A 23,375-nucleotide genomic window follows, 5' to 3' on the forward strand; every position below is an offset into this window, starting at 1 on the left:
CGCTTTCGCTCGCAACTTCGCTTCGTTCTTCACTCCGCTTTTCTGCGTTGCGTCAGCAGGGGGCGAACTATAGCAACGGCCTAACCACCGTGCAAGTACTTTTTAAACAATTATGCAAAATAATTTAGTCGACCAGAGCTGGCCTTGGCCGAGCAATGCGAAACGTTTTCTCCCTCCTATATATAGGAGGGAGAAAACGAGGCATATCAGGCGTCGGTGATCTTGCCCAGTTCCACCCGATTCTTGCCCAGGCGCTTGGCTGCGTACATGGCCTTGTCGGCCATCGCCAGCAATTCTTCGGGGCCGATCTCGCCATCGCCGTCGGGCAGATATACCGACACCCCGATGCTCGACGAGATCTGCACCGTCGAATGCGTCAACTCGAATGGCTCGCGCATGGCGGCAAGAATCTTTTCGGCGACCGCCAACGCATCCTTTTGCGAATGCAGGTTTTCCAGGATCACCACGAATTCGTCGCCGGCCAACCGGGCTACCGTGTCGATGTCCCGCACCGCTTGCTGCAGGCGCTGGGCAAACTGGATCAGCAGCTCGTCGCCGGCTTCGTGACCGTAACGATCATTGACGCCCTTGAAGCCGTCGATATCCATGAAGAACAACGCCACCAGTTCATTGGCCCGGCGCGCGCGCATCATGGCTTCCGGCAGCCGATCCGAAAAGGCGCGGCGATTGGGCAGACTGGTCAAGACGTCGGTCAGCGCCAGCTCGCGCATCTGGTCGCGAAACGCCAGGCGCTCGGTGATGTCGTGCAAGAAAGCAATGAACAGGTGTCCGGTATGCCGCCGCACATGCCCCACGGTGATTTCCACCGGCAGCTCGTGCCCATCGTGATGCAACGCCTGCAGCTCGATGCGATTGTTGATGACCACGCTGGTGCCATGCTCGATGAACTCCTGCATGCCACGGTAGTGCGCGTCGCGCATGTCCACAGGGATGATCAGCTCGGTCATCTTGTTACCGATGGCCTCGGTGCGGCTCCACCCCAGCAGCAACTCGGCCTGGCGATTCCATTCGACGATGATGCCGTTCTCGTCGGCTGCGATGAAGGCATCCTGGGCATTCTCCAGAATCGCGCGCAGTTCGGCGGCGCTTTCTTCCAGGCGGATCTGGTCGGCATACTGGGTATCGAGCGCCTGTTGCAGGGCGGTGGCCGTTTCGTGCAGACGACCGGTGCGTTCGGCCACCCGTTGCTCGAGGCTTTCATTGAGCGAGCGCACTTCGCGCAGGTAACGCTCTTCGCGCTCGACCATGCTCACCAGCGTGGACGACAGCAGTTGCACTTCGCGATAGCTGTTGACCAGCGGGATGGGCACATCCTGCACGCCGGATGCCCGCAACTCAAGCGCAGCCGACAGGTTATTGACGGGCGCCACCAGGCGTCGCGTCAGGAAGTACGCCAGCACCACCAGCACCAGCCCGATCAGGCCGCCCACCAGGATGACCCGTTGCTCGAGGTCACGAAACGCCTGCAATGCCACCGGTTCGGGCTGGCGCACGATGACGCTCCATTTGAGCATCAAATGGTTATCCATGCCTGTGTGCGAGAAGCCGGTGATATAACGTCGTCCGTCCGGCCAACGCTCCAGCACCGCGCCGCCGGCCGACAGGCGCTGAGACGCACGGAAGCTTTCGGTATCGATCCTGGTTTCTTCAAGCCCCTTGGGACCCAGCAGCACCGTGCCGTCCGAGCGGACGATCAAGACCTCGACATCGTAGCGGTCCCCGGTCGGATTGAGCAGCTTGCCTGCGATCTCGCGCGCCCAGGCCCACGACAAGTGCATGCCGATGACACCTATATAGCGGCCCTGCTTGTCCTGCACCGGGGTCGCCAGGTCGACGAAGCGCCAGGGATCGGCCTGTGGCGGCAACTTCTTTTCGAGCAACACGGCCGTGTGGTAATCGGCCGAGTACATGCGCTCCTGCCCCTCCTTGAACCAGGGGCGCTCGGCCACACTTTGGCCTTCGAGGATGCCATTGGTGGCGGACAGCACCACGCCGTCCGGCCGGGCCATGCCGATCCAGGCATAGTTGGGCACGTTGGATTGCAGTTCATTGAAGATTTCGCGGATGCGCTGGACGTCGGTCCCCTCACGGATGGAGGGGCGCGCCACCAGGATGCGCAAGTCGATCTGGCGCTCCAGCATGCCGCGTTCGAGCGCATCCTGCATTTGCCACGCCAGTTGCTTGAGGCGGGTCTCGGCTTCGGCGCGTGCGTAACCGCGCGTGAACTGATCCACCAGGATCAGCACCGATATGGTCGTGATCAGCACGGTGAGCATCACGCCTATCGTGATCAGCGACGATAAATTAGGCGGCGACGGGACTTTTTTCTTGTTCAATTCGGGCAACAGGCGGCGATCCGGCAGGGAACGTGTCGGCTACCCCAGCGAGCCGCACGTGTTCAAGATCGCATCTTGCCAGAACGCTCATCTTTTTTCACCGGCTTTCAGAAATTTCATCATCGCCAGGTTTCCACTCGGAAACACTCCTGAAGAGCTGCCTTTTCCCACCAGCAGATAACGCGCCAAAAGCCTTTCTGCAAGCGACTTTGCGAATAAATTCTCATTCCGCAGGTCGACGATACGGTGCGTCTCAGAGATGTAAAAAGACAACGCCCTCACACGCCCGCACAGATACCGTCCGCCCGCGGATCGGTGGCGCCTTCGATGACGCCATCCGGATGCACGCAGACGGCGCCGGCATGGCCCATCATGTCGCTGTAGTCGGGCACCAGTTCGATCTCATGTCCGGCCCGTCGCAGCGCATCGACGGTCCCGGGCGCGATCCGGCCCTCCAGCTTCAGGTTGGTCGACACATCGCCCCAGGTCCGCCCCAGCAGCCAGCGCGGCGCCGATACTGCCGCCTGAAGGTTCTGGCCGAACAGCACGTGGCGGGTGAAGACTGCAGCCTGGGTCTGCGGTTGCCCCTCGCCGCCCATGGTGCCGTAGGCCAATGTGCGGCCGTCATTGAGTCGGGCCAGCGATGGATTGAGCGTATGGAACGGCAGCTTGCCCGGCGCCAGTCGGTTGGCGCCTTCGTCGAGCGTGAAGCTGGCGCCACGGTTTTGCCAGACGATGCCGGTGTCCGGCACCACCACGCCACTGCCGAATTCCCAGAAGATGCTCTGTATATAGCTCACCACCCGCCCCTGGGCATCCGCCGCGCCCATCCAGATGGTGTCGCCCGGCTTGGCCGGATGCGGCCAGGGCGCTGCCCGCTGCGCGTCGATCTGCGCGGCCTCGCGATCCAGTGCTGCGGCCTGCAGCCAGTCGGCGGCGTCCACGCTCATGTGCGCCGGGTCGGTCACATGCTGGTTGCGCAGGATGAAGGCGCGCTTGGTCGCTTCGACCAGGCTGTGGATATGTTCAAAGCCATCGGCCTCGCTCACGCCCAGACGATCGAACAACCCGATGATCATCAGCGCCGACACGCCCTGGGTCGGCGGCGGCAGGTTGTATACCCGTCCCGACTTCAGTTGCACCATCAGCGGCGCCAGGACCTGGGCCCGATAGGCGGCCAGGTCGCCGGCGCGCACCGGGCTGCCGACCCGCTCCAGGCCCGCCGCGATGGTGGCGGCCAGGTCGCCGCGATAGAAATCGTCCAGGCCGGCTTCGGCCAGTCGCGACAACGTCGCCGCCAGCGCCGGCTGCTTCAGCACTGCGCCCAGCAGCGGGATGCCATCCGCTGCATAGGTGGCGGCAAACCCGGGCTGGTCCTTCAGCTCATGCCATTTGTCGCGGGTAAGTTCATGCTGCGACCGGGTGATCGGCACCCCGCCCTGCGCATGACGAATCGCATCCGCCAGCAACACCTCCAGCGGCAAGGCCCGGCCGAAGCGTTGCGCATGGCCCAGCGCCGCAGCCCACCCGCCTACCGCGCCGGCGACCGTCAGCGCCGCCCGGGGGCCGCGCGTGGGAATGGCGGCGTCGCCATGCTGCCCATAGAACCCGGGCGTGGCCAGGGCGGCAGCCGGGCCGCAGGCCTGGATCGCCACCGGTTCGCGGCCAGGCTCGCTGATGACCCAGAAACCGTCGCCGCCGATACCATTCATGTGGGGATAGACCACGGCGATGGCCGCCGCCGCCGCCACCATCGCCTCGACCGCGTTGCCGCCCTGGCGCAATACGTTGGCGCCGGCCTGTGCCGCCAGATGATGGGGCGCGGTGACCATTCCGCCGAGGCAGGTCTTGCTGAACAACATGGCTTGCTCCTGATTAGTATTTAGATGCCGTCGCTACCGGGGATATTCTGCCGTGTCACGCCACGATCATCAACGACACGTGCGCTGCCACGATCCGCCATCCCTGCGGCAAGCGCAGCCAGGTGTGACTCTGGCGCCCGATCCGGGCGTCGCCATCACGGGTGAACTCGGTGTTGGCCACCGCATAATCGCGACCATAGGTGGTAATGACGGTATTGCGCAAGTCGCGCGCCAGGTTCCTGGGCGAACGCCCCACCCGAAAGGCGCGAATCTGTTCCATGCCGACCAGATTCTCGGTGGCGCCATAACGCACCGTATGAGCGCTGTCCAGAAACAGTTCATCCAGCACCTCGACCTGGTTGGTGGTCAGCGCCACTTCGTAACGACCGAACGCAGCCTGTACCTCGGCCACCACCTGCGGCAGGTTGACTTCAAAGGGATTGGTCTGTTCCATCATCATTCCTTAATGCGCGCCCAGGTAAGCCCTGGCCAGCGCGTCGTTGGCGGCAATCTCGGCCGCGCTGCCCTGCGCCACCACCCGACCACCTTCGATCACGTAGGCGCGGTCGGCCAGCGACAACGCCAGCGCCGCCATCTGGTCGACCAGTACGATGGTCATGTTTTCCTGGCGCAAACGGTCGAGGGCGTCGAACAGTTCGGCGATCACCTTGGGCGCCAGGCCCAATGATGGCTCATCCAGCAGCAACACGCGCGGACGCGACATCAGCCCACGCGCAATCGCCAGCATCTGCTGCTCGCCGCCCGACAACAGGCCGGCGCGCTGGTGCAGCCGCTCGCGCAGGCGCGGGAAGCGCTGCAGCATTTCTTCCAGGCGCAGTTCCACGTCCTGTGGATAAAGAAAAGCCCCCAGGCGAATGTTGTCGGCCACCGTCAACTCGGGAAACACCTGCCGTCCCTCCGGCACCAGCACCACGCCGTGCCGCACGATCTGCTCGGCGCGCAGGTTGGTCAGGTTCACGCCGTCGACGTGGATGCCACCCTGCAATGGGCGATGCAAACCGGCCAGCGAACGCATCAGGGTCGACTTGCCCGCGCCATTGGCGCCCAGCAGCGCCACCATCTCGCCGCTGCGCACCTGCAGGTCGATACCGTGCAATACCGGCTCGGCGCCATAGCCGGTCACCAGTTGCCCCACACCCAGCAATTCGGCACCCGCCGTGCCGCCGGTGCGCGCGGCGGCGATGCTGGCCTGGGCCTGGTCGCCCAGATACGCCTGGCGCACCGCCGGATCGTTCTGGATCTGCTCGGGCGAACCGATGGCCAGGCGCTGGCCGGCATCGAGCACCACGATGCGGGAAGAAATCTGCATCACCAGTTCCATGTCGTGCTCGACCACCACCACGCTGATGCCGGCGTCGGCAATCCGCTGCAACAGGCTGGCCAGCATGCTCTTGTCTTCACGCGAAAGACCGGCGGCCGGCTCGTCGAGCAGCAGCACATCGGGGTCGGTGGCCAGCGCGCGGGCAATCTCCACCAGGCGCCGGTCGACGTGCGCCAGGTCGGCGCTGATGCCATCGGGGTCGCCACGGTAGCCACAGAAATCGAGCAACGCCAGGCAGCGCTGCCGCACGGTCGCGTTGGATGCGCCGCTGGCCGACAAGGGATGACCGAGGCGCCCCCGGGCACAGGCCAGCGCTACGTTATCCAGCACCGAAAGGCTGCCGAACAGCTGCGAAGTCTGGTAGGTCCGCGCCACACCGTGACGGGCGATACGAAACGCCGGCAGGCCAGCCAGGGCGACCTCGCCCAGCATGAAACCGCCGGAGGTCGGCCGATAGAAACCGGACAGCATGTTCAGCGCCGTGGTCTTGCCGGCGCCGTTAGGGCCGATCAGGCTGGTGATGGCAGCCGGCGGCACATCGAATCCCAGGCCGCTGACGGCGCGCACGCCGCCAAACACCATCGTCAAGCCATCGGCGCTCAGGCAACGCCGGGTGCGCCGCGTGGCTTGCGGCAACGCTGCACTCGGTGCCGCCGCAACCGGCAGGCGCGCATCGTCGGCAGCCGGGTTGCGCAGGCGCAGTGCCAGCTTGGCCAGCAGGCCGGTGATGCCGTCCGGCGCAATCCACAACACCAGCAGCAGCAGCGCGCCGAAAAACAGCAGGCGGTAATCTTCCATGCTCGACAGCAGCTCGGGCAAGGCGCCGACGATGATGGCGCCGATCACCGGGCCCATGATCGAACCGGAACCACCGACCACCACCACCAGCACGAACAGGATCGACTGCATGAAGCCGAAGGTGTCCGGCGTGACGAAGGTCGACAGCGGCGCAAACAGCCCACCGGCCAGCCCCGCCAGCGCCGCCGAGATGGCGAAGGCGGCGGTCTTGATCACCAGCGGATTGAGGCCGATCGATTCGGCCGCGGTCTCGCTGTCGCGCACCGCCCGCATGGCAGCGCCCCAGCTGCCGCGCGCCAGCCAGCAATAGCAGGCCAGCACCGCCGCCGCCGTCAGCAGGCCAACAATGGCGATGGCGCGTTCGGCCTGCAAGCCGAAGACCGTCGGCGCGGTAATGCCCATGATGCCGTTCTGGCCGCCGGTGAGGTCGCGCAATTCGATGATGAGGTGCTGCACGATGAAGCTGAAGGCGATCGTGATCATGGCCAGGTAAGGCCCCTTCACGCGCAATGCCGGCAGCGCCAGCAAGACCCCGAACGCGCATGCCACCAGCGCCGCGGCAGGCCAGGCCAGCCAGAAACTCAAATGCGCCTTGGTGGTCAGGATCGCCACCGTGTAGGCGCCGATGGCATAGAAGCCGATATGCCCGAACGACACCTGTCCGGTCAGGCCCAGCAGCACGTTCAGGCCGATGCCGACAATCGCCACCAGCGCAATGCCGGCCAGCACGAAGACGTAGTAACTGTTGACCGACAGCGCCAGCGTGGCCGCGCCGATCAGTGCCAGCACACTCCACACCAGTGCGCCCGGACTACCCAGGCCGAGCCGCACGGCGCCTTTTGATCGAGAAAGTTGGTTCATACCTTTTTCACCTGTGCACGGCCGAACAGGCCATTGGGACGAATCGCCAGCACCACGATCACCAGCGCAAAGGTGATGATCTGCGTATACCCGGAACCCAGCGTGGCCGTGATCAGCGCTTCGGCGACACCGAACAGCAGACCGGCGATCATCACGCCCCAGGCGCTGGTGATGCCACCCAGGATCGCCACGGCGAACGCCTTCAGGCCAAACAGGGTGCCCATGTCGGCATTGACATTGAACAGCGGCGCGATCAGCACCCCCGCCACGCCTGCCAGCAGGGTCGACAGCGCGAAGGCGGCGGCAATGGCGCGCGTGATCGGGATACCCATCAGGCGCGCCGCATCACGGTTCTGCACCACCGCCAGCAATGCGGTGCCCCAGCGGGTGCGACGCGACACCCCATGCAGCAACGCCGCCAGCGCCAGCCCGGTGATCGGGATGAGCAGATGCAGCGGATACACGCCCAGGCCGATCCCGCCTACCTCGATCGACGACTGCGCCAGCGGCGAAGGCAGGCTGCGCGGTTCCTTGCCGAAGGTGTGCATGACCAGGTTGTCGAGCACGATGCCCAACGCCACGGTCGACATCAGCCAGGCATTGGAGCCCTGGCGCGCGAACGGACGCACCGCCAGCAACTCGACCAGCAAGCCATACAGCGCGCACAGCGCCAGCGCCAGCACGACGGCCAGCCACATCGGCCAGCCCAGCGTCTGGGCGAAGGTAAAGCACAGCACCGCGCCCAGCATCATCGAACTGCCCTGCGCGAAATTGACGGTGCCAGAGACCGCATAAGTCATGTAAAAACCCAGCGCCATCAGACCGTACATGCTACCCAGCCCGAAGCCGCTGATGAGTGCCGACAACAGCAACATCCCGTTCTCCTGAATTGATCCTCATGATCCTGCCGCACCGCGGCAGGTCACTGATTGCCGTTACTGCGACATCCCGACCGGCAGGATGCGGTTGTCGATGAACTGCGCCCAGACGTAGTCGTCCGACTGCAGCGCATCGTGCACGGTGGGGCTGAACGGCTTGACGTAGGTCTTGATCAGGCCTTCATAGCGATCGATCTTGTAGAAGCCTTCGCGAATCGCATCGCCATTGGTGGAACCGGCGCGCGTGATGGCCAGCGCCGCCAGCTGCATGCCGTCATAGGCATTGGCCACGCCCACGGCCGGGGTGATGTCGTCCGGGCCCTTGATGGCGGGATACTTGGCCTTGAGCTCGGCGACCACTTTCTCGCCCACCGGCGAAAGCTTGCCGAAGAAGCTGAAGGTCTGGATGAAATGCACGTTCTTCGCGTTGGCGCCGGCCAGCTCGGTGAAGCGGCCACCGGCCGGTCCCCAGTGCGAGACCACCGGCACCTTCCAGCCCATCCGGTCGAGCGACTTGACCACCTGCGCCGAGGGACCGACATTGCCGACCAGGTACAGCGTATCGGCGCCAGCGGCCTTGAGTCGTGTCAATTGCGGCACCAGGTCGACGTCGCTGGCTTCGAACTTCTCGACCGCAGCCGGCTTCAGGCCTTTTTCAGCCAACGCGGCGACGATCCCCTTTTCGTTGGATTCGCCCCATGGATTGTTGACCAGGATCAGCCCCGCCTTGCTGCTCTTGAAAGTCTTCTGTGCGTAATTGAACATGGCGCGGTCGACCTGCTCATCCACGGCCGAAACCCGGAAAGCATAGTTCGGATTGGCGCCGTTCTTGGTCACGCCGGTGCCCGCCGCCCAGGGGCCCATGAAGGGCACCTTCTCCTGGTTGATGATCGGCACGATAGCCATCGACACAGGCGTATCGAGCCCGCCGAACAGCACCGCCACTTTTTCCTTGAAGATCAGTTCGCGCGCCGCCACCACGCCCTTGGCCGGATTGCCTTCATCGTCGCGTCGCACCAGCTCCAGCTTGCGCCCTCCCAGCAGGCCACCCTTGGCGTTGATCTCGTCGATGGCGATGCTCATGCCGCGCGTCAGCGCTTCACCGGCTTGCGCGGATTGTCCCGACAGCGCCGTGACCAGGCCGATCTTGATCGGGTCGGCCGCAAGCGCCGGCATAGACAGCAAGGCCGAGGCGGCGCCGGCGACGGCGGTGGCAATAAGGGTACGGCGGGTAAAACGGATCATGGCGACTTCCCTCCAGGTTGGCTCGTTGATTGGTTGATGCTCCCGGCATGACTTATGCAAGGGCTGTGCCAAGCGCGACCAGTAAGCGATATTTTTGCCGACAATATTTATCTAGTATTAGAAGCAAAAACAGCGACTTATTGCCGTCCATATCAATTCCACTTTGAAACCAATAATGCACGGTTAGCGTGCAAGGAATGGAGAAAATGATGCACGACGCACCAACATCAGGCAGCCCTGTCCCCACCGCCGCCCTGCCCTACGACCCGGCGGCGCTGGTTGACGAATACCTGCGCATCCTGATGATTCCCGATCCCGATGGCGCCCGGCGCCTGGTCTCGCCGGCGCTGAAGATCCGCTTCACCGGGGCGCGCGAGATGAGCGATCCGGCGCAATGCGCAGCCTTCAACGCCACCCGCTATCGCTGGGTCAAGAAACGCTTTGAAGCCACCGAGGTAATGGCCGGCGCCACGCTGGAATCGGCGGTGGTCTATAACCGCGGGACGCTGCACGGCGAGTGGCCCGACGGCGAGCCCTTCGAAGGCAATCGCTATGTCGACCGCTACGTGGTCAGCCATGGGCTGATCGTGCAGATGGATGTATGGAACGACAGCGCCGAACGCATGCTGGTGCGCGCCGGCCTGGCCAGCCTGTGACGAGGCGCCCGATGCATACCATCCTGCCCCCGACGGCCGAGGACGCGCTTGGCGAAGACGCAGCGCCCGGCTTTGGCCCCTTGCGCGGCCATGGCCGATTCGATTATTCGGCGATTCACCAACGCCCCGACTATTGCTGGCCCAATGGTGCGCGGCTGGCCGTGTACCTGGGCTTCAACATCGAGCACTTCGCCTTTGGCGAGGGGCTGGGCGCCCGTCTCGGCCCGGCCTGCCCGGAACCCGACGTGCTCAACTATGCCTGGCGCGAATACGGCAACCGGGTCGGCGCCTGGCGCTGCCTGGAACTGTTCGACCGCCTGGGGCTGCCGAGCGGCACCCTGATCAATACCGCGCTGTACGATCATTGCCCCGAGCTGGTGGCGGCCTGCGTGGCGCGTGGCGACGAGATCATCGGCCATGGCCACACCAATGCCCGCCAGCAGGGCACGCTGTCGGCCACCGACGAACTGGCGTTGCTGCAGCATTGCAGGACCCGGATTGCCGCCGAGAGCGGCACGGCGCCGTCGGGCTGGCTGTCGCCGTGGATCTCGGAAAGCCTGCACACGCCGGACCTGCTGGCGCAGAGCGGCTATCGCTACAACCTCAACTGGAGCCACGACGACCAGCCGGTGCGCATGCGCACCGCCAACGGCGGCAGCCTGTGGTCGATTCCCTATCCGCAGGAAGTCAACGACATCCCGATGATCGTGGCGCGCCAGATGGACGGCCGCGATTTCGCCCGCCTGATCGTCGACAACTTCGACGAGATGCTCGAACAATCGGCGCGCCAGCCGCTGGTCATGGGCGTGGCCCTGCATCCCTACCTGGTGGGCCAGCCCTATCGCCTGCGCCATCTGCGGACCGCGCTCGAACACCTGAGCGCGGCACGCGACCGGGGCGAGATCTGGTTTGCCACGCCCGGCGCCATCTGCGAGCACGTCGATGGCCTTGAACAGTTACGTCCCTGATCATCTCACTGGAGTCAGATTTGAATTCTTCCCGCCTTCCCACCATCGTCGACGCCTTCGATATCGATGACAGCATCGGCGCCTTCGTCCCGCACGGGCGCTTTCGCATCGACGGCGCCGCCGACGGCCCGCTGGCCGGGCTGCGCTTCGCCGCCAAGGACCTGTTCGACATCGCCGGCCGTACCACCGGCGCCGGCAATCCGGACTGGCTGCGCACCCACTCACCGGCAAGCGCCACCAGCCCGGTGGTCGACGCCCTGCTGGCGGCTGGCGCCACGCTGGTGGGCAAGACCCTCACCGATGAACTGGCCTACAGCATCCATGGCGACAATCATCACTACGGCACGCCACGCAACAGCGCCGCGCCCGGACGCGTTCCGGGCGGCTCGTCGAGCGGATCGGCGGCAGCGGTGGCCGGCGGCCTGTGCGACTTTGCGCTGGGCACCGACACCGGCGGCTCGACCCGGGTGCCGGCCAGCTACTGCGGCATCTGGGGCCTGCGCACCACGCACGGCCTGCTGTCTTGCGACGCCATGGCGCCGCTCTCGCCGGCCTTCGATACCGTGACCTGGCTGGCGTGCGACGCCGATATCTTCGAACGCGCCGGGCAAGCCCTGCTGCCGGACCGCGCATTCGACTTCCGACGCGCACTGCTGCCGGTGGATGTGCTGGCGCAGGCAGAAGACATCTTCCATGCGCCGGCGAGGCGCTATCACGCAGCGCTGCGCGACCTGCTGGGCGGCGCTGACGAAGTGCCCCTGAGCACGGCCGAAGAACTTGAACAATGGAGACAGACCTACATCACGGCTTCGGCCCACGATGCCTGGCAAACCCACCGTGACTGGATCGAACGCGAACGACCGCAGTTCGGCCCGGCCGTCCAGGGGCGCTGGGACATGGCGCGCGCCACCGGTGACGATGCCGCCAGCGCCGCCCGCCAACGCCAGGCGCAGGTGCGTGAGCGGGTGCGTGCATGGCTGGGGGCGGACGGCGTCGCAGTGATCCCGTCGGCGGCCAGCGTGGCGCCGCTGTGCGACGCCAGCGCGCAGGAAATCGACCAGGTTCGGGCGCGCACCTTCCGTATCACCAGCATCGCCGGATTGTGCGGTTTGCCGCAGGTAAGCATTCCGTTGAAGACGACCGATGGCTTGCCGATCGGCGTATCATTGCTGGGCCCGGCCGGCAGCGACCTGGCGCTGATCCGCCTGGCAATCCGATTGGCGCAAGCGGTGAAATGACCAGGCCGGCGCGACGAACACCATGTGAAAGACGATGAGCGACACCCCACTCCGCAAACCCGGCAAGCGTGCCGGTTCCCGTACCGCAGAAGCGGCGCCGACGCCCCCCGAGAAACACCCGAAGCGCGCCGGCCGCCCGCGCGTGCGCCATGACGACACGCTGGCAGAAACCGTATCGCCCGACGGCGAAGACATCATCGGCCGCATCTATAACTCGGTGTTCGACAGCGTCATGAGCCAGCGCCTGGCACCCGGCACCAAGTTGCCCGAGGCGGCGCTGTGCGAGTTGTTCGGGGTGGGGCGCACGGTGGTGCAGAAGGCGCTGCAGAAACTGGCGCACGAGCACATCGTCGAGTTGCGGCCCAACCGGGGTGCGGTGGTCGCCATGCCGACCCCGGAAGAAACCCGCGAGATCTTCGAAGCGCGGCGCGCCCTCGAATCGGCCATCATGCGCCTGGCCGTCGACAATGCCACGCGCGCCGACCTGGCGCGCCTGCGCCGCCAACTCAAGGAAGAGCATGACGTGATGCACAGCTACGCCCAGACCCACTGGGCACGGCTGGCATCGTCATTTCACATGCGGGTGGCCGAGCTGTCGCGCAATGCCACCTTGCAGCGCTACCTGGGCGAGCTGGTCTCGCGCTGCTCGCTGATCGTGGCGCTGCATGAGCCAGCCGGCTATGCCGCCTGCGAGCACGACGAACATACGCTTATCGTCGACCTGATCGAACGGGGCGACGTCGAGGGCGCGGTGGCGGCGATGGATGCGCACCTGCGCTCGCTGGAAGAACATATCCACCTGGTCAGTTCCAAGAGCGGCAACAACCTGGCGCGCATGCTGGGTATGGAATAACTTAGATCGCCACACACCGCTGCAGCTCTTCGCGCACCTGAGCCACGATCTCGAACGAGTGCAGGCGCGCCGCATGGTCGAAGATCTGCGCGGTGATCATCAATTCATCGGGCGCGGTGTCATCGATGAAGTTCTGCAAGCCTTCCCGCACGGTATCGCGATCGCCCACCACGGCACAGGCCAGCGAGCGTTCGACGTGCGCCTGCTCGCCGGGCTGCCAGTAGCTGCTGATATCGTCGATCGGTGCATTGAGCTGGCCCGGCGTGCCGCGAATCAGGTTGATGAACTGCTGCTGCAACGACGTGAAGAGACGCTGGGCTTCGCGATCGCTGTCGGCCGCAAACACGTTCAGGCCGAGCATCACATGCGGCTTCTGCAACGCTGCCGACGGCTTGAAGCGAGAACGATAGATCTCCACCGCCGACTTCATGAAGCCGGGCGCAAAGTGCGAGGCGAACGAAAACGGCAAGCCCAGCTCGGCCGCCAGTTGCGCACTGAACATGCTCGAGCCCAGCAGCCAGATCGGCACCTTCAGACCGGCGCCCGGCACCGCCCGCAACGACTGGTAGGGCGAACTCTCGGCAAAATAATCCTGCAGCTCGACCACATCCTGCGGGAAGCTCTCGGCGCTGTCACCGCCCTGGTTGCGGCGCAGCGCCCGCGCGGTGCGCTGGTCCGAGCCCGGCGCCCGGCCCAGGCCGAGATCGATGCGCCCCGGATAGAGCGACTCAAGCGTGCCGAACTGCTCGGCAATGACCAGCGGCGAATGGTTGGGCAGCATGATGCCGCCCGAACCCACCCGGATGGTGCTGGTATGGGCCGCGACATGACCGATCACCACCGACGTGGCGGCGCTGGCAATGCCGGGCATGTTGTGGTGTTCGGCCAGCCAGTAACGGCGATAGCCCAGGCGCTCGGCCAGTTGGGCCAGCTCCTTGGTGTTGTTGAATGCCTGCGCGGCGGTGCTGCCCTGGTTGATGGGCGACAGATCGAGGACGGAAAATGGAATCATGAGGGACATCCTGTTGAAGTGAGCGGAGCGTGGCGCAATCAGGACGAGACCTGCACCACCAGCTTGCCGAAATTCTTGCCTTGCAGCAGGCCGATGAAGGCCTGTGGCGCGTTTTCAAGCCCCTGCACCACGTCTTCCTGATAGCGCAGGCTGCCGTCGGCCAGCCAGGCCGAGACGTCATGCTGGAAAGCCGCATGCAGGTCGGGACGGTTGACGTAATAGTCGAAGATGATGAAGCCGCGAATCTGGATCCGGTGCGTAAGCACGCGCCGCAACAGCGCACTGGCGTCGGACTCGACGCGACCGCCGTTGTAATGGGCGATCAACCCGCACAGCGGAATGCGCGCATGCACGTTGAGCAACGGCACCACCGCATCGAACACCGCGCCGCCGACATTCTCGAAATAGACATCGATACCCTTCGGGCAGGCCGCCTTCAGTTGCGCCGCAAAATCCGGCGCGCGGTGGTCGATACAGGCATCGAAGCCCAATTGCTCGACGGCGTGCTGGCACTTTTGCGGGCCACCGGCCACGCCCACCACGCGACAACCCTTGATGCGCGCGATCTGCCCCACCATCGAGCCGACCGCGCCCGTGGCGGCAGCCACCACCACGGTCTCGCCGATCTGCGGGGCGCCGATATCGAGCAGCCCGGCATAGGCGGTATAGCCCGGCATGCCGAGCGCGCCCAGCGCATGGGAAGGGTGCGCCAGCGTATCCGACAGGAGCGTGACACCGCTGCCGTCGGAGACGGCGTAGTCCTGCCAGCCGGTATAGGCCATCACCTTCTGGCCGGGGTGAAATCCGGGATGTTTGGACGCCACCACGCGCGAGACCACGCCGCCCGTCATGACTTCGCCGATCTGTACCGGCGGCGCATAGGAAGGCGCATCGCTCATGCGGCCGCGCATATAGGGATCGAGCGACAACCATTCGGCCCGCAGCAGGATCTGGCCCTGCTCCAGGAATGGCACGGCAATCTCTTCCAGCCGGAAATGATCGACCGTGGGGGCGCCAGTTGGACGCGCAGCGAGGACGATGCGGCGGTTGATGCTGTCGGTGGGATGGCTGGCGCTCATGGTAGTCCTTTCATGGAGAGGGTTGACGGCTTGGCCGGCGGCACCAGCACATGTCGCGTGACATGCATGGCGCTTTGCATGGGAATGCGGTCACGACTGAGCTTGGCCAGCAGGCTGGCGCCCAGCCACAATTGATAGAGCATGGTGGCGGTGGCCTGCGGCTCCAGTGCGATATGCAGCGAACCTTCGGTCACGCCCTCGTCGATGCAACGTGCGATGCGGGCGATGAAGTTGCCGGTGCCGACATGCAGGACATCGCGCATGGCGTCCGACAGGTCGGCCACCTCCGCCGACAGCTTGACCACCAGGCAGCGCTGCTCGAATTCGGCGCAGCACTGGCTCTCGAGCCAGTAGCCCCAGTAGGTCAGCAGCCTGTCGCGGGCATTGGGCGGTTTCTTGCCGCGCGCGGCGCCATCGCTGCCCAGCACCTGGTCGAGCACGGCCTGGTAGCCGTCGACGTAGTGCTGGATCAGCTCGCGCCCGTAATCTTCCTTGGAACCGAAGTAGTGATAGAACGAGCCCTTGGGGATCGCGGCGGCCGTCAGGATTTCGGACAGGCCGACGCCGCTGAAGCCCTTCTGCGCGATGATCGCGCGGCCAGCCATCAGGATGCTGCGTTTGGTGTCGAGGTAGTTTTCCCGCATCGGGCCATTCTACCGAATAATTAGACCGGTCGTCTAAGACCGCTTTTTCTTACCTTTTACAGCAGCTTTTTTTATGATTTCGGCGGGCAGCGATCACGGGCGGCGGAAGACACGCGATGGTGGCGCACGCGGGCTCGCCGCAGTGGCATGCTGCGTATCGGCGTGCGGCGCAGCTGAAACGCACGCTGGGCCGGACGACGAACAGGCGGACGATGGAGAGCTGCCCGCAGCATCGAAGGCAAGGACCTGACACTAGGCGACTCTTCGCTTGCGACCAGCACCAGCGTCGTTACGGTGACACAGAGCAGTTGCCGAAATGGGTTGCGCATGAACTGACTTGGATCGGGGCGAACCTGCCAGTGCACGCGGCGCCAACGTCAGTCTCGCTCCTCGCTCCGGGGAAGAAAAACGGCGATGGTAGCCGCGAGTACGTATTCTGCTCCATCGAAATGAACCGAGAATGCTGCACTTTGCAAACCACACCGCCCTATTGACGGCCGTTCAGGACGACCGCGCCGCGGTCAGGCGCAACAGCGTGATTTCGGACGGCGCCCACAGCCGCTTGGGCGGCCCCCAGTAGCCGGTGCCACGGCTGACATAGACCCACAGGCGATGCAGCCGCTTGAGTCCCGCCACATAGGGCTGCTGCAACGGCACGAAGAAATTCCACGGGAAGAACTGACCGCCGTGGGTGTGCCCCGACAGTTGCAGGTCGAAGCCGGCGTCTGCCGCCGCCTCGGCGCTGCGCGGCTGGTGCGCCAACAGGATCCGCGGACTGCCGGCCGGCGCATTGGCGATCGCAGCATGCGGATCGCTGCGATGCGCCGGGTCGAAGTGATGCGCCGTGAAATCGGTCACGCCCGCCAGCACCAGGCTGGCGCCGTCATGGCGCAGCACCACGTGTTCATTCATCAGCACCGTCAGGCCGAGACGCTGGACTTCAACGATCCATTCATGGGCGTTCGAATAATATTCGTGGTTGCCCGTGACGAAATAGCTGCCATGGCGCGCGCGCAATGTGGCCAATGGCGCCGTATGCGCGGCCAGCTGCGCCACGCTGCCATCGACCAGGTCGCCAGTGATGGCAACCACATCGGCCTGAAGGTCGTTGACCTTGTCGACGATGGCTTGCAGGTAGGGCCGCTTGATCGTCGGGCCGACATGGATATCGCTGATCTGCGCGATGGTGAAGCCTTCCAGTTGCGGCGGCAATCCGCTGATCTGCACTTCGACATTCACCACCGCAGCGGTGCGCCGGGCGTTGAGCAGGCCGATCACCGTGGCCGCTGCCGTCAATGCCAATACCAGCCAGGCCGAAGTCGTGCCCAGTTCGCGCAGTTGCAACGGCGGCAGGTCAAGCCATGGCGCGGCCTGTAGCAACAGCGCCCGCAGCAGCGTCAGCAGCAGAGCTGATGAGAAGGCCCCCATGGCGAGCATGCCGATCCACGCGACACGGTCGGTGTGACGCTCGGCCCATCCGCGCCGCTTCAGGTACGGCGCCATCAGGGCCGCCGGCATCATCAATACCGAGATCAGCAACACCAAGGCACCCGCCAGTTGCCAGCCAGCAGCGATGCCCAGCGCAGGCAACAATTGCCAGCCGATCCAGCCGTGCAGTGCAGCCAGCAGGGCAAGGAAGACAACAACACCGACACTTGAGCGACGCATGGAAGGTTTTCTTTTCATCAAAGTGGGACAGCGGAGAAATGGCGAATTATTGCCATCAAGAAAACAATATCGTGTCAATTACTTGTTTTTCAATCAAAATGGCCGCCGATCGCACGGGATTAACGACGCGGCACACGGCCTTCAGGGCCTGTTTTGAAGAAAAAAACCGGCAAATCATGCAAGAAGACGAACAGAGGAGGATAATATTGCCTCGATTCGTTCAAATCCGCGCCGCCGACGCCTCGTCGGCCCGGCATCTTGCCGGACAGGCGCGCATTGCATCATTGGAAGATTGGAAGAGTTATTTTGAGTTCAAGCAAAACCAAGCGTTGGCATGGCAATGTCGAGGCAATCAAATCGGAATACCTTAACGGTGTGACCACCCAGATGGCGGCCTATGGCGACCGCGTGCGCTTCAGCCTGTTCGGTTCAGTGCAGAAGCCGCACTACGAAGTCATCAACACCTTCGACAAGAAGATGGCGTTCGATGGCAATCACCATCTGCACCGTGCCGAAGAAGAAGAATTCGGCGCCGGCAACGTGACCCCGATCTTCACGCTCGAACAGATCAAGCGCCTGATCGCAGCCGGTGGCAGCACCCGCAGCACCACGCGCTCGCCGCGTGCGGCATCGACCCGCAGCAGCACCGCCGGCGCACGTCCGATCACCGCAGCGGCCCGCGCGCGCGAAGCCATCGATGGCGAGAAATACGCCTACTACAAGGCCAACCGCGCCACCCTGCCTGAAGAAATCAATCTGCACTCCGACGAGATCAGCGCGCTGATGCTCCAGGGCAAGACGGCCGAGCAGGCCTTCGGCGAAGTCATCGAGAAGCACTTCTAGTTCGCCCTGCAAGCCCACGAAAAAGGCCGGAAGATTTCCGGCCTTTTTGCATTGCCCGACGCCAGTGGCAACTACCACCTGGCGATCTCCTGCCCTCAATAGAATTCGGGCACGATCATCGTATCGGGCACCGGATGACGCTCGTAGTCTTCGTGGCGCTCACGCTCCGGCAGGATCACCGGCGCATGCGGCACCTCGCCGTAAGGCATCTGCTGCAGCAGATGCTGGATACAGTTCAGGCGCGCCTTCTTCTTGTCCACCGCCTGCACGATCCACCACGGCGCCTCGGGGATATGGGTGCGCTCCAGCATCACTTCCTTGGCCTTGGTGTAGTCCTCCCAGCGGCGGCGCGACTCCAGGTCCATCGGGCTCAGTTTCCACTGCTTGAGCGGGTCGTGGATGCGCGACAGGAAGCGCATGTGCTGCTCTTCGTCGGTGATCGAGAACCAGTACTTGATCACCTGGATGCCGGCACGCGTGAGCATGCGTTCGAATTCCGGCACCGAGCGGAAGAACTCTTCGTACTGCTCGTCGTTGCAGAAGCCCATCACCCTTTCCACGCCAGCGCGGTTGTACCAGCTGCGATCGAACAGCACCATTTCGCCGGCCGCCGGCAGGTGCGAGACATAGCGCTGGAAATACCATTGCGTGCGCTCGCGATCGTTCGGCGCCGGCAACGCCGCCACCCGTGCCACGCGCGGATTGAGGCGCTGGGTAATGCGCTTGATCACGCCGCCCTTGCCGGCCGCGTCCCGGCCCTCGAACACGATCACCACCTTGTGTCCGGTCTGCACCACCCAGTCCTGCAGCTTGACCAGTTCGCCCTGCAGCCGGAACAGCTCGCGGAAATATTGCTGGCGATACTGGCGCTCGGCATCGCCGTGGGCGCTGGCGATCTCACCGGTAACCGGATCGACGGTACGGTCCTCGAGCTCCAGCTCCATCTCTTCATCGTAGCTGTCGGCCAGCTCGCGGTGAATGCGCCTGATCAGTTCTTCGTTTTCCATTGTTGCCTCTCTGCAAGGTAATATGCGGGCGCACCGTTGATCGGGTCGCGAAAAGTGGCTGACAACATACCTTTCGAATATGACGAAGCCGTGACAGGAGGCGGCGGCCCGGCCGAAACCGCACTGTTGAAAATAGGCTATAGTCTGCACATCGAATCTGGCGTAACAGAATGACACTCACTGAACTCAAATACATCGTGGCAGTCGCCCGCGAAAAACACTTTGGCCATGCTGCCGAAGCCTGTTTTGTGGCACAACCGACGCTGTCGGTCGCGATCAAGAAACTGGAAGATGAATTAGGCGTGATCATCTTCGAACGCGGCGGCAACGAAGTCTCGGTCACGCCGCTGGGTTCTCAGATCGTGGCGCAGGCCGAGCGCGTGCTCGAACAGACGGCCGCCATCAGGGAAATCGCCAACCAGAACAAGGACCCGCTGTCGGGCCCGCTGCGCTTGGGCATCATCTATACCATCGGCCCCTATCTGCTGCCATCGCTGGTCAAGACCATGATCGAGCGTGTGCCGCAGATGCCGTTGATCCTGCAAGAGAACTTCACCACGCGCCTGATCGAACTGCTGCGCCAGGGCGAACTCGATGCCGCCATCATGGCATTGCCCTTCCCCGAGCACGGTCTCAACGTGCTGCCGCTGTACGACGAAGAATTCGTGGTGGCCCTGCCGCGCCAGCATAAATGGGCCGATCGCAGCAGCATCGATGCGCGCGAACTCAAGACCGAGACCATGCTGTTGCTGGGCAACGGCCACTGCTTCCGCGACCAGGTACTGGAAGTCTGCCCCGAGATGTCGCGCTTCTCGACCAACGGCGATGGCATTGCCCGCACCTTCGAAGGTTCATCGCTGGAAACCATCCGTCACATGGTGTCGTCGGGAATCGGCGTGACCGTATTGCCGCGCGCCTCCATCACCGACATCAACGCCAACGAGGGGATGGTGCGTTACGTGCCCTTCGTGGCGCCAGCGCCGTCGCGCCGGGTCGTCATCGCCTGGCGCAAGAGCTTCACCCGCCAGGCGGCGATCGAAGCGGTCCAGGAAGCGGTGCGGGCCTGTAACCTGCCGGGCGTGGACATGCTGGCCGATGCGGTGGTGCCGGTGACGGGTTGATCCCGCATCACCGGTCGCTCTTGCCGAGTCACATCCGGCGCAAGCTTTCCACATCAAACCAGTGCACGTCGGCGGCGTCGAAATCCACGCCGATGTGCTGGCCGCTGGCAACGGCGACATTGGCAGCGCAGCGCAGCACCACCGCCTGCTTGCCGCAGCGCGCATGCACCAGCAGTTCGGCGCCCAGCGCCTCGACCAGTTCGACTTCCAGCCGCGCCAACCCACCCTCGCTCACCAGTCGCAGATGCTCCGGACGCACACCCATGATGCGCGGCTGTCGGGCCGCCGCTGGCAGCGCTTGCGGCAGGCGCACCTGCGCCTCGCCGCCGTCCGTTTCAAACCCTGAGCCATCCGAGGTGAGCCTGCCCTGCAGCAGGTTCATCGGCGGCGAACCGATGAAGCTGGCCACGAAGGTGGTTGCCGGACGCGCATAGACTTCGGCGGGCGTGCCGATCTGCTCGGCCACGCCACGGTTCATCACGATCATGCGCTGCCCCAGCGTCATGGCTTCGACCTGGTCATGCGTGACGTAGAGGCTGGTGGTGCGCAGGCTGGCATGCAGCTTCTGGATTTCCAGGCGCATCTGCACCCGCAGCCGGGCATCGAGGTTGGACAACGGCTCATCGAACAGGAACACCGCCGGCTTGCGCACGATGGCGCGCCCCATCGCCACCCGCTGGCGCTGGCCACCGGAGAGCTGGCGCGGGGTGCGATCCAGCAAGGCGTCGAGTTCGAGGATGGCTGCGGCGCGTTGCACCCGCTGGTCGATCTCGGCCTTGGGCAGGCGCTGGATCTTCAGGCCATAGGCCATGTTCTCGCGCACCGTCATGTGCGGGTACAGCGCATAGTTCTGGAACACCATGGCGATGTCGCGCTGGGCCGGTTCGAGTTCGTTGACCACCCGCTCACCGATGATGATCTGGCCGTCGCTGATTTCCTCCAGCCCCGCCACCATGCGCAGCAACGTCGACTTGCCGCAGCCCGAAGGCCCGACCATCACGATGAATTCGCCGTCGGCAATCTCGGCATCGATGCCATGGATGACATCGACCGCCTTGCTGCCGTGACCGTAGGTCTTGCGGACCTGCCTGAATTGGATAGCTGCCATATGCGCTCGTAAAGTTTATTTTTCGGAATCGACCAGGCCCTTGACGAACCATTTCTGCATCACCACGACAATCAGGCCCGGCGGCAGCATGGCCAGGATCATGGTCGCCATCACCATGTTCCATTCGACCGCCGAATCGCCGCCCGAAATCAGCGTCTTGATGCCGATCCCGATCGGATACATGTCCTGGCGGGTCGCGATCATCAGCGGCCACAGGTACTGGTTCCAGCCATAGATGAACATGATCACGAACAGCGCCACCACATTGGTGCGCGACAAGGGCCACAGCACGTCGCGCAAGAAGCGCAGCGGGCCTGCGCCATCGATGCGGGCGGCCTCGGCCAGTTCGTCGGGCACGGTCAGGAAGAACTGGCGAAACAGGAAAGTGGCCGTGGCCGAAGCGATCAGCGGCACCGTCAGGCCGGCATAACTATTGAGCATGCCGAAGTCGGACACCACCTGGTAAGTCGGCGTGATGCGCACCTCCACCGGCAGCATCAGGGTCACGAAAATCATCCAGAAAAAGAAATTGCGACCCGGAAAACGAAAGTAGACGATGGCGAAGGCCGACAGCATCGAGATCGATATCTTGCCCACGGCAATCACCAATGCCGTCACCAGGCTGACCCACAGCATGTTCAACACCGGTGGCGCGCTCACCTGGCCGGAGGCGCCCTGGAACAGCACCATACCGTAGTTGGCCAGCAACTCGCTACCCGGCACCAGCGAAATCGGCGACATGGCCGACTGCTCGGCAGTCTGGGTGCTGGCGACAAAAGCCACATACAGCGGGAAGATCACCGCCAGCGCGCCCAGGATCAGCACCAGATGGCTGATCGCATCGAGGATGGAACGACGTTCAATCATGCGTATTGGACCTTTTTCTCGACGTATTTGAACTGCACCACGGTGAGCACGATCACCACCGCCATCAGCACCACCGACTGCGCCGCAGCGCTGCCCAGGTCGCCCCCCTTGAAGCCGTCCGAGAACACCTTGTAGACCAGGATTTCGGTGTCCTTGCCGGGGCCGCCATGCGTGGTGGCCTCGACGATGGCAAAGGTGTCGAAGAACGCATAGACCACGTTGACCACCAGCAGGAAGAAGGTGGTCGGCGAGATCAGCGGCAGCACGATGGTGAAGAAGCGGCGCACCGGCCCGGCGCCATCGATGGCGGCCGCTTCGATGAGCGACTTCGGGATCGATTGCAGGCCCGCCAGGAAGAACAGGAAGTTATAACTGATCTGTTTCCAGACGGCGGCGATGACGATCAGGATCATGGCGTGATTGCCATTGACCATGTAGTCCCAGCTGATGCCCAGTCGCCCCAGCAGGTGCGACAAGACCCCCAGCGAGGGACTGAGCAGGAACATCCACAACACCCCCACCACCACCGGCGACACCGCGTAGGGCCAGATCAGGAAGGTCTTGTAGAGCGCGGCCCCGGCCCGCACGCGATCGGCGAACACCGCCAGCAGCAATGACAGGCTCATGCCCAGGACTGCCACCAGCAGCGAGAAAATCCCGGTGGTCTGGAACGACTGCAGGTAGGTCGGATCGCCGAACAGGGCGGCGAAGTTTTCGAGGCCGACGAATTCGGAGTAGCCGCCAAAGGCGTCCTGCAACAGCACCGACTGGTACAGCGCCTGCACCGCCGGCCAGAAGAAGAACAGCACGGTCACCAGGATCTGCGGTGCGACCAGCGCGTAGGGCAGCCAGGTCGACTTGAATCTTGCACGTTTTTCCACGATGGTTTACCGACAGAAGACAAAAATGGAGGACACGGCAGAAAAAGCCGAATGCCGGCCAGATCGCATCGCAGGATGCGTCCTGGC

At 64.0% G+C, this 23,375-nt stretch carries 21 protein-coding genes; 7 read left to right on the top strand and 14 right to left on the bottom strand.

Going from position 1 to position 23,375, the window contains the following annotated elements:
- Positions 1-206 precede the first annotated feature (206 nt).
- From LBW87_RS23550 to LBW87_RS23575, 6 genes are all read right to left on the bottom strand, one after another.
- Positions 207-2,297 carry a diguanylate cyclase domain-containing protein gene (locus tag LBW87_RS23550; RefSeq protein WP_225203913.1) on the bottom strand — a complete coding sequence of 697 codons (2,091 nt, stop codon included), beginning with the start codon at positions 2,295-2,297 and terminating at the stop codon, positions 207-209.
- Between the two features lie 338 nt (positions 2,298-2,635).
- Positions 2,636-4,219: a gamma-glutamyltransferase family protein gene (locus LBW87_RS23555; RefSeq protein ID WP_225203914.1), complete on the bottom strand. Its 1,584-nt coding sequence runs from the start codon at positions 4,217-4,219 to the stop codon at positions 2,636-2,638.
- Positions 4,220-4,274: 55 nt separating this feature from the next.
- On the bottom strand, positions 4,275-4,673 hold the full coding sequence (gene hpxZ / locus LBW87_RS23560) for an oxalurate catabolism protein HpxZ (RefSeq protein WP_225203915.1): 399 nt from the start codon (positions 4,671-4,673) through the stop codon (positions 4,275-4,277).
- A gap of 9 nt (positions 4,674-4,682) precedes the next feature.
- Positions 4,683-7,220, bottom strand: a complete 2,538-nt coding sequence (locus tag LBW87_RS23565) for a branched-chain amino acid ABC transporter ATP-binding protein/permease (RefSeq protein ID WP_225203916.1) — start codon at positions 7,218-7,220, stop codon at positions 4,683-4,685.
- Positions 7,217-8,095, bottom strand: coding sequence for a branched-chain amino acid ABC transporter permease (locus LBW87_RS23570; RefSeq protein WP_225203917.1), 879 nt, complete (start codon positions 8,093-8,095; stop codon positions 7,217-7,219). The genes LBW87_RS23565 and LBW87_RS23570 overlap by 4 nt, the downstream gene beginning before the upstream one ends.
- A gap of 60 nt (positions 8,096-8,155) precedes the next feature.
- Positions 8,156-9,343: an ABC transporter substrate-binding protein gene (locus LBW87_RS23575; protein WP_225203918.1), complete on the bottom strand. Its 1,188-nt coding sequence runs from the start codon at positions 9,341-9,343 to the stop codon at positions 8,156-8,158.
- Positions 9,344-9,552: 209 nt separating this feature from the next.
- Here LBW87_RS23575 and LBW87_RS23580 point away from each other — a divergent pair, with 209 nt between their 5' ends.
- From LBW87_RS23580 to LBW87_RS23595, 4 genes are read left to right on the top strand one after another with little or no spacing between them, the layout of a single operon-like run.
- Positions 9,553-9,999 carry a nuclear transport factor 2 family protein gene (locus LBW87_RS23580; protein WP_225203919.1) on the top strand — a complete coding sequence of 149 codons (447 nt, stop codon included), beginning with the start codon at positions 9,553-9,555 and terminating at the stop codon, positions 9,997-9,999.
- Between the two features lie 11 nt (positions 10,000-10,010).
- A complete protein-coding gene (locus LBW87_RS23585; protein ID WP_225203920.1) occupies positions 10,011-10,967 on the top strand; it encodes a polysaccharide deacetylase family protein in 957 nt (318 codons plus the stop codon).
- A 20-nt stretch (positions 10,968-10,987) separates the two neighbouring features.
- Positions 10,988-12,205, top strand: a complete 1,218-nt coding sequence (locus tag LBW87_RS23590; RefSeq protein WP_225203921.1) for an amidase — start codon at positions 10,988-10,990, stop codon at positions 12,203-12,205.
- Positions 12,206-12,239: 34 nt separating this feature from the next.
- Positions 12,240-13,058 carry a GntR family transcriptional regulator gene (locus tag LBW87_RS23595; protein WP_225203922.1) on the top strand — a complete coding sequence of 273 codons (819 nt, stop codon included), beginning with the start codon at positions 12,240-12,242 and terminating at the stop codon, positions 13,056-13,058.
- Between the two features lies 1 nt (position 13,059).
- Here LBW87_RS23595 and LBW87_RS23600 read toward each other — a convergent pair whose 3' ends face one another.
- The 4 genes from LBW87_RS23600 to LBW87_RS23615 form a co-directional block, all read right to left on the bottom strand.
- Positions 13,060-14,070, bottom strand: coding sequence for an LLM class flavin-dependent oxidoreductase (locus tag LBW87_RS23600; RefSeq protein ID WP_225203923.1), 1,011 nt, complete (start codon positions 14,068-14,070; stop codon positions 13,060-13,062).
- A 38-nt stretch (positions 14,071-14,108) separates the two neighbouring features.
- A complete protein-coding gene (locus tag LBW87_RS23605; protein WP_225203924.1) occupies positions 14,109-15,149 on the bottom strand; it encodes an NADP-dependent oxidoreductase in 1,041 nt (346 codons plus the stop codon).
- Positions 15,146-15,793: a TetR/AcrR family transcriptional regulator gene (locus LBW87_RS23610; protein ID WP_225203925.1), complete on the bottom strand. Its 648-nt coding sequence runs from the start codon at positions 15,791-15,793 to the stop codon at positions 15,146-15,148. Before LBW87_RS23610 ends, LBW87_RS23605 begins: the two co-directional genes overlap by 4 nt.
- Positions 15,794-16,294: 501 nt before the next feature.
- On the bottom strand, positions 16,295-17,461 hold the full coding sequence (locus tag LBW87_RS23615) for a metallophosphoesterase (RefSeq protein ID WP_225203926.1): 1,167 nt from the start codon (positions 17,459-17,461) through the stop codon (positions 16,295-16,297).
- Between LBW87_RS23615 and LBW87_RS23620 the strand changes: the two genes are divergently transcribed.
- Entirely contained in the window at positions 17,449-17,832 is a 384-nt protein-coding gene (locus LBW87_RS23620) for a hypothetical protein (protein WP_225203927.1), read from the top strand. The genes LBW87_RS23615 and LBW87_RS23620 overlap by 13 nt on opposite strands.
- On the top strand, positions 17,768-18,304 hold the full coding sequence (locus tag LBW87_RS23625) for a hypothetical protein (RefSeq protein WP_225203928.1): 537 nt from the start codon (positions 17,768-17,770) through the stop codon (positions 18,302-18,304). Before LBW87_RS23620 ends, LBW87_RS23625 begins: the two co-directional genes overlap by 65 nt.
- A gap of 95 nt (positions 18,305-18,399) precedes the next feature.
- Here the strand turns inward: LBW87_RS23625 and ppk2 are convergent, their stop codons facing one another.
- Complete coding sequence (ppk2, locus tag LBW87_RS23630) at positions 18,400-19,311, bottom strand: polyphosphate kinase 2 (protein WP_225203929.1); 912 nt, start codon at positions 19,309-19,311, stop codon at positions 18,400-18,402.
- 170 nt (positions 19,312-19,481) lie between these two features.
- On the opposite strand from ppk2, the gene LBW87_RS23635 reads away from it, so the two are divergent.
- Complete coding sequence (locus LBW87_RS23635; protein WP_225203930.1) at positions 19,482-20,432, top strand: LysR substrate-binding domain-containing protein; 951 nt, start codon at positions 19,482-19,484, stop codon at positions 20,430-20,432.
- Positions 20,433-20,460: 28 nt separating this feature from the next.
- On the opposite strand, the gene LBW87_RS23640 is transcribed toward LBW87_RS23635, so the two are convergent.
- Genes LBW87_RS23640 through ugpA form a run of 3 tightly spaced genes read right to left on the bottom strand, consistent with a single transcriptional unit; the run spans position 20,461 to position 23,288 of the window.
- Entirely contained in the window at positions 20,461-21,540 is a 1,080-nt protein-coding gene (locus tag LBW87_RS23640) for a sn-glycerol-3-phosphate import ATP-binding protein UgpC (protein ID WP_225203931.1), read from the bottom strand.
- A 15-nt stretch (positions 21,541-21,555) separates the two neighbouring features.
- Positions 21,556-22,407, bottom strand: coding sequence for a sn-glycerol-3-phosphate ABC transporter permease UgpE (gene ugpE, locus LBW87_RS23645; protein ID WP_225203932.1), 852 nt, complete (start codon positions 22,405-22,407; stop codon positions 21,556-21,558).
- Positions 22,404-23,288: a sn-glycerol-3-phosphate ABC transporter permease UgpA gene (gene ugpA / locus LBW87_RS23650; RefSeq protein WP_225203933.1), complete on the bottom strand. Its 885-nt coding sequence runs from the start codon at positions 23,286-23,288 to the stop codon at positions 22,404-22,406. Before ugpA ends, ugpE begins: the two co-directional genes overlap by 4 nt.
- Positions 23,289-23,375 lie beyond the last annotated feature (87 nt).

The organism is Herbaspirillum sp. alder98 (assembly GCF_020179755.1).
GTDB lineage: Bacteria > Pseudomonadota > Gammaproteobacteria > Burkholderiales > Burkholderiaceae_D > Herbaspirillum.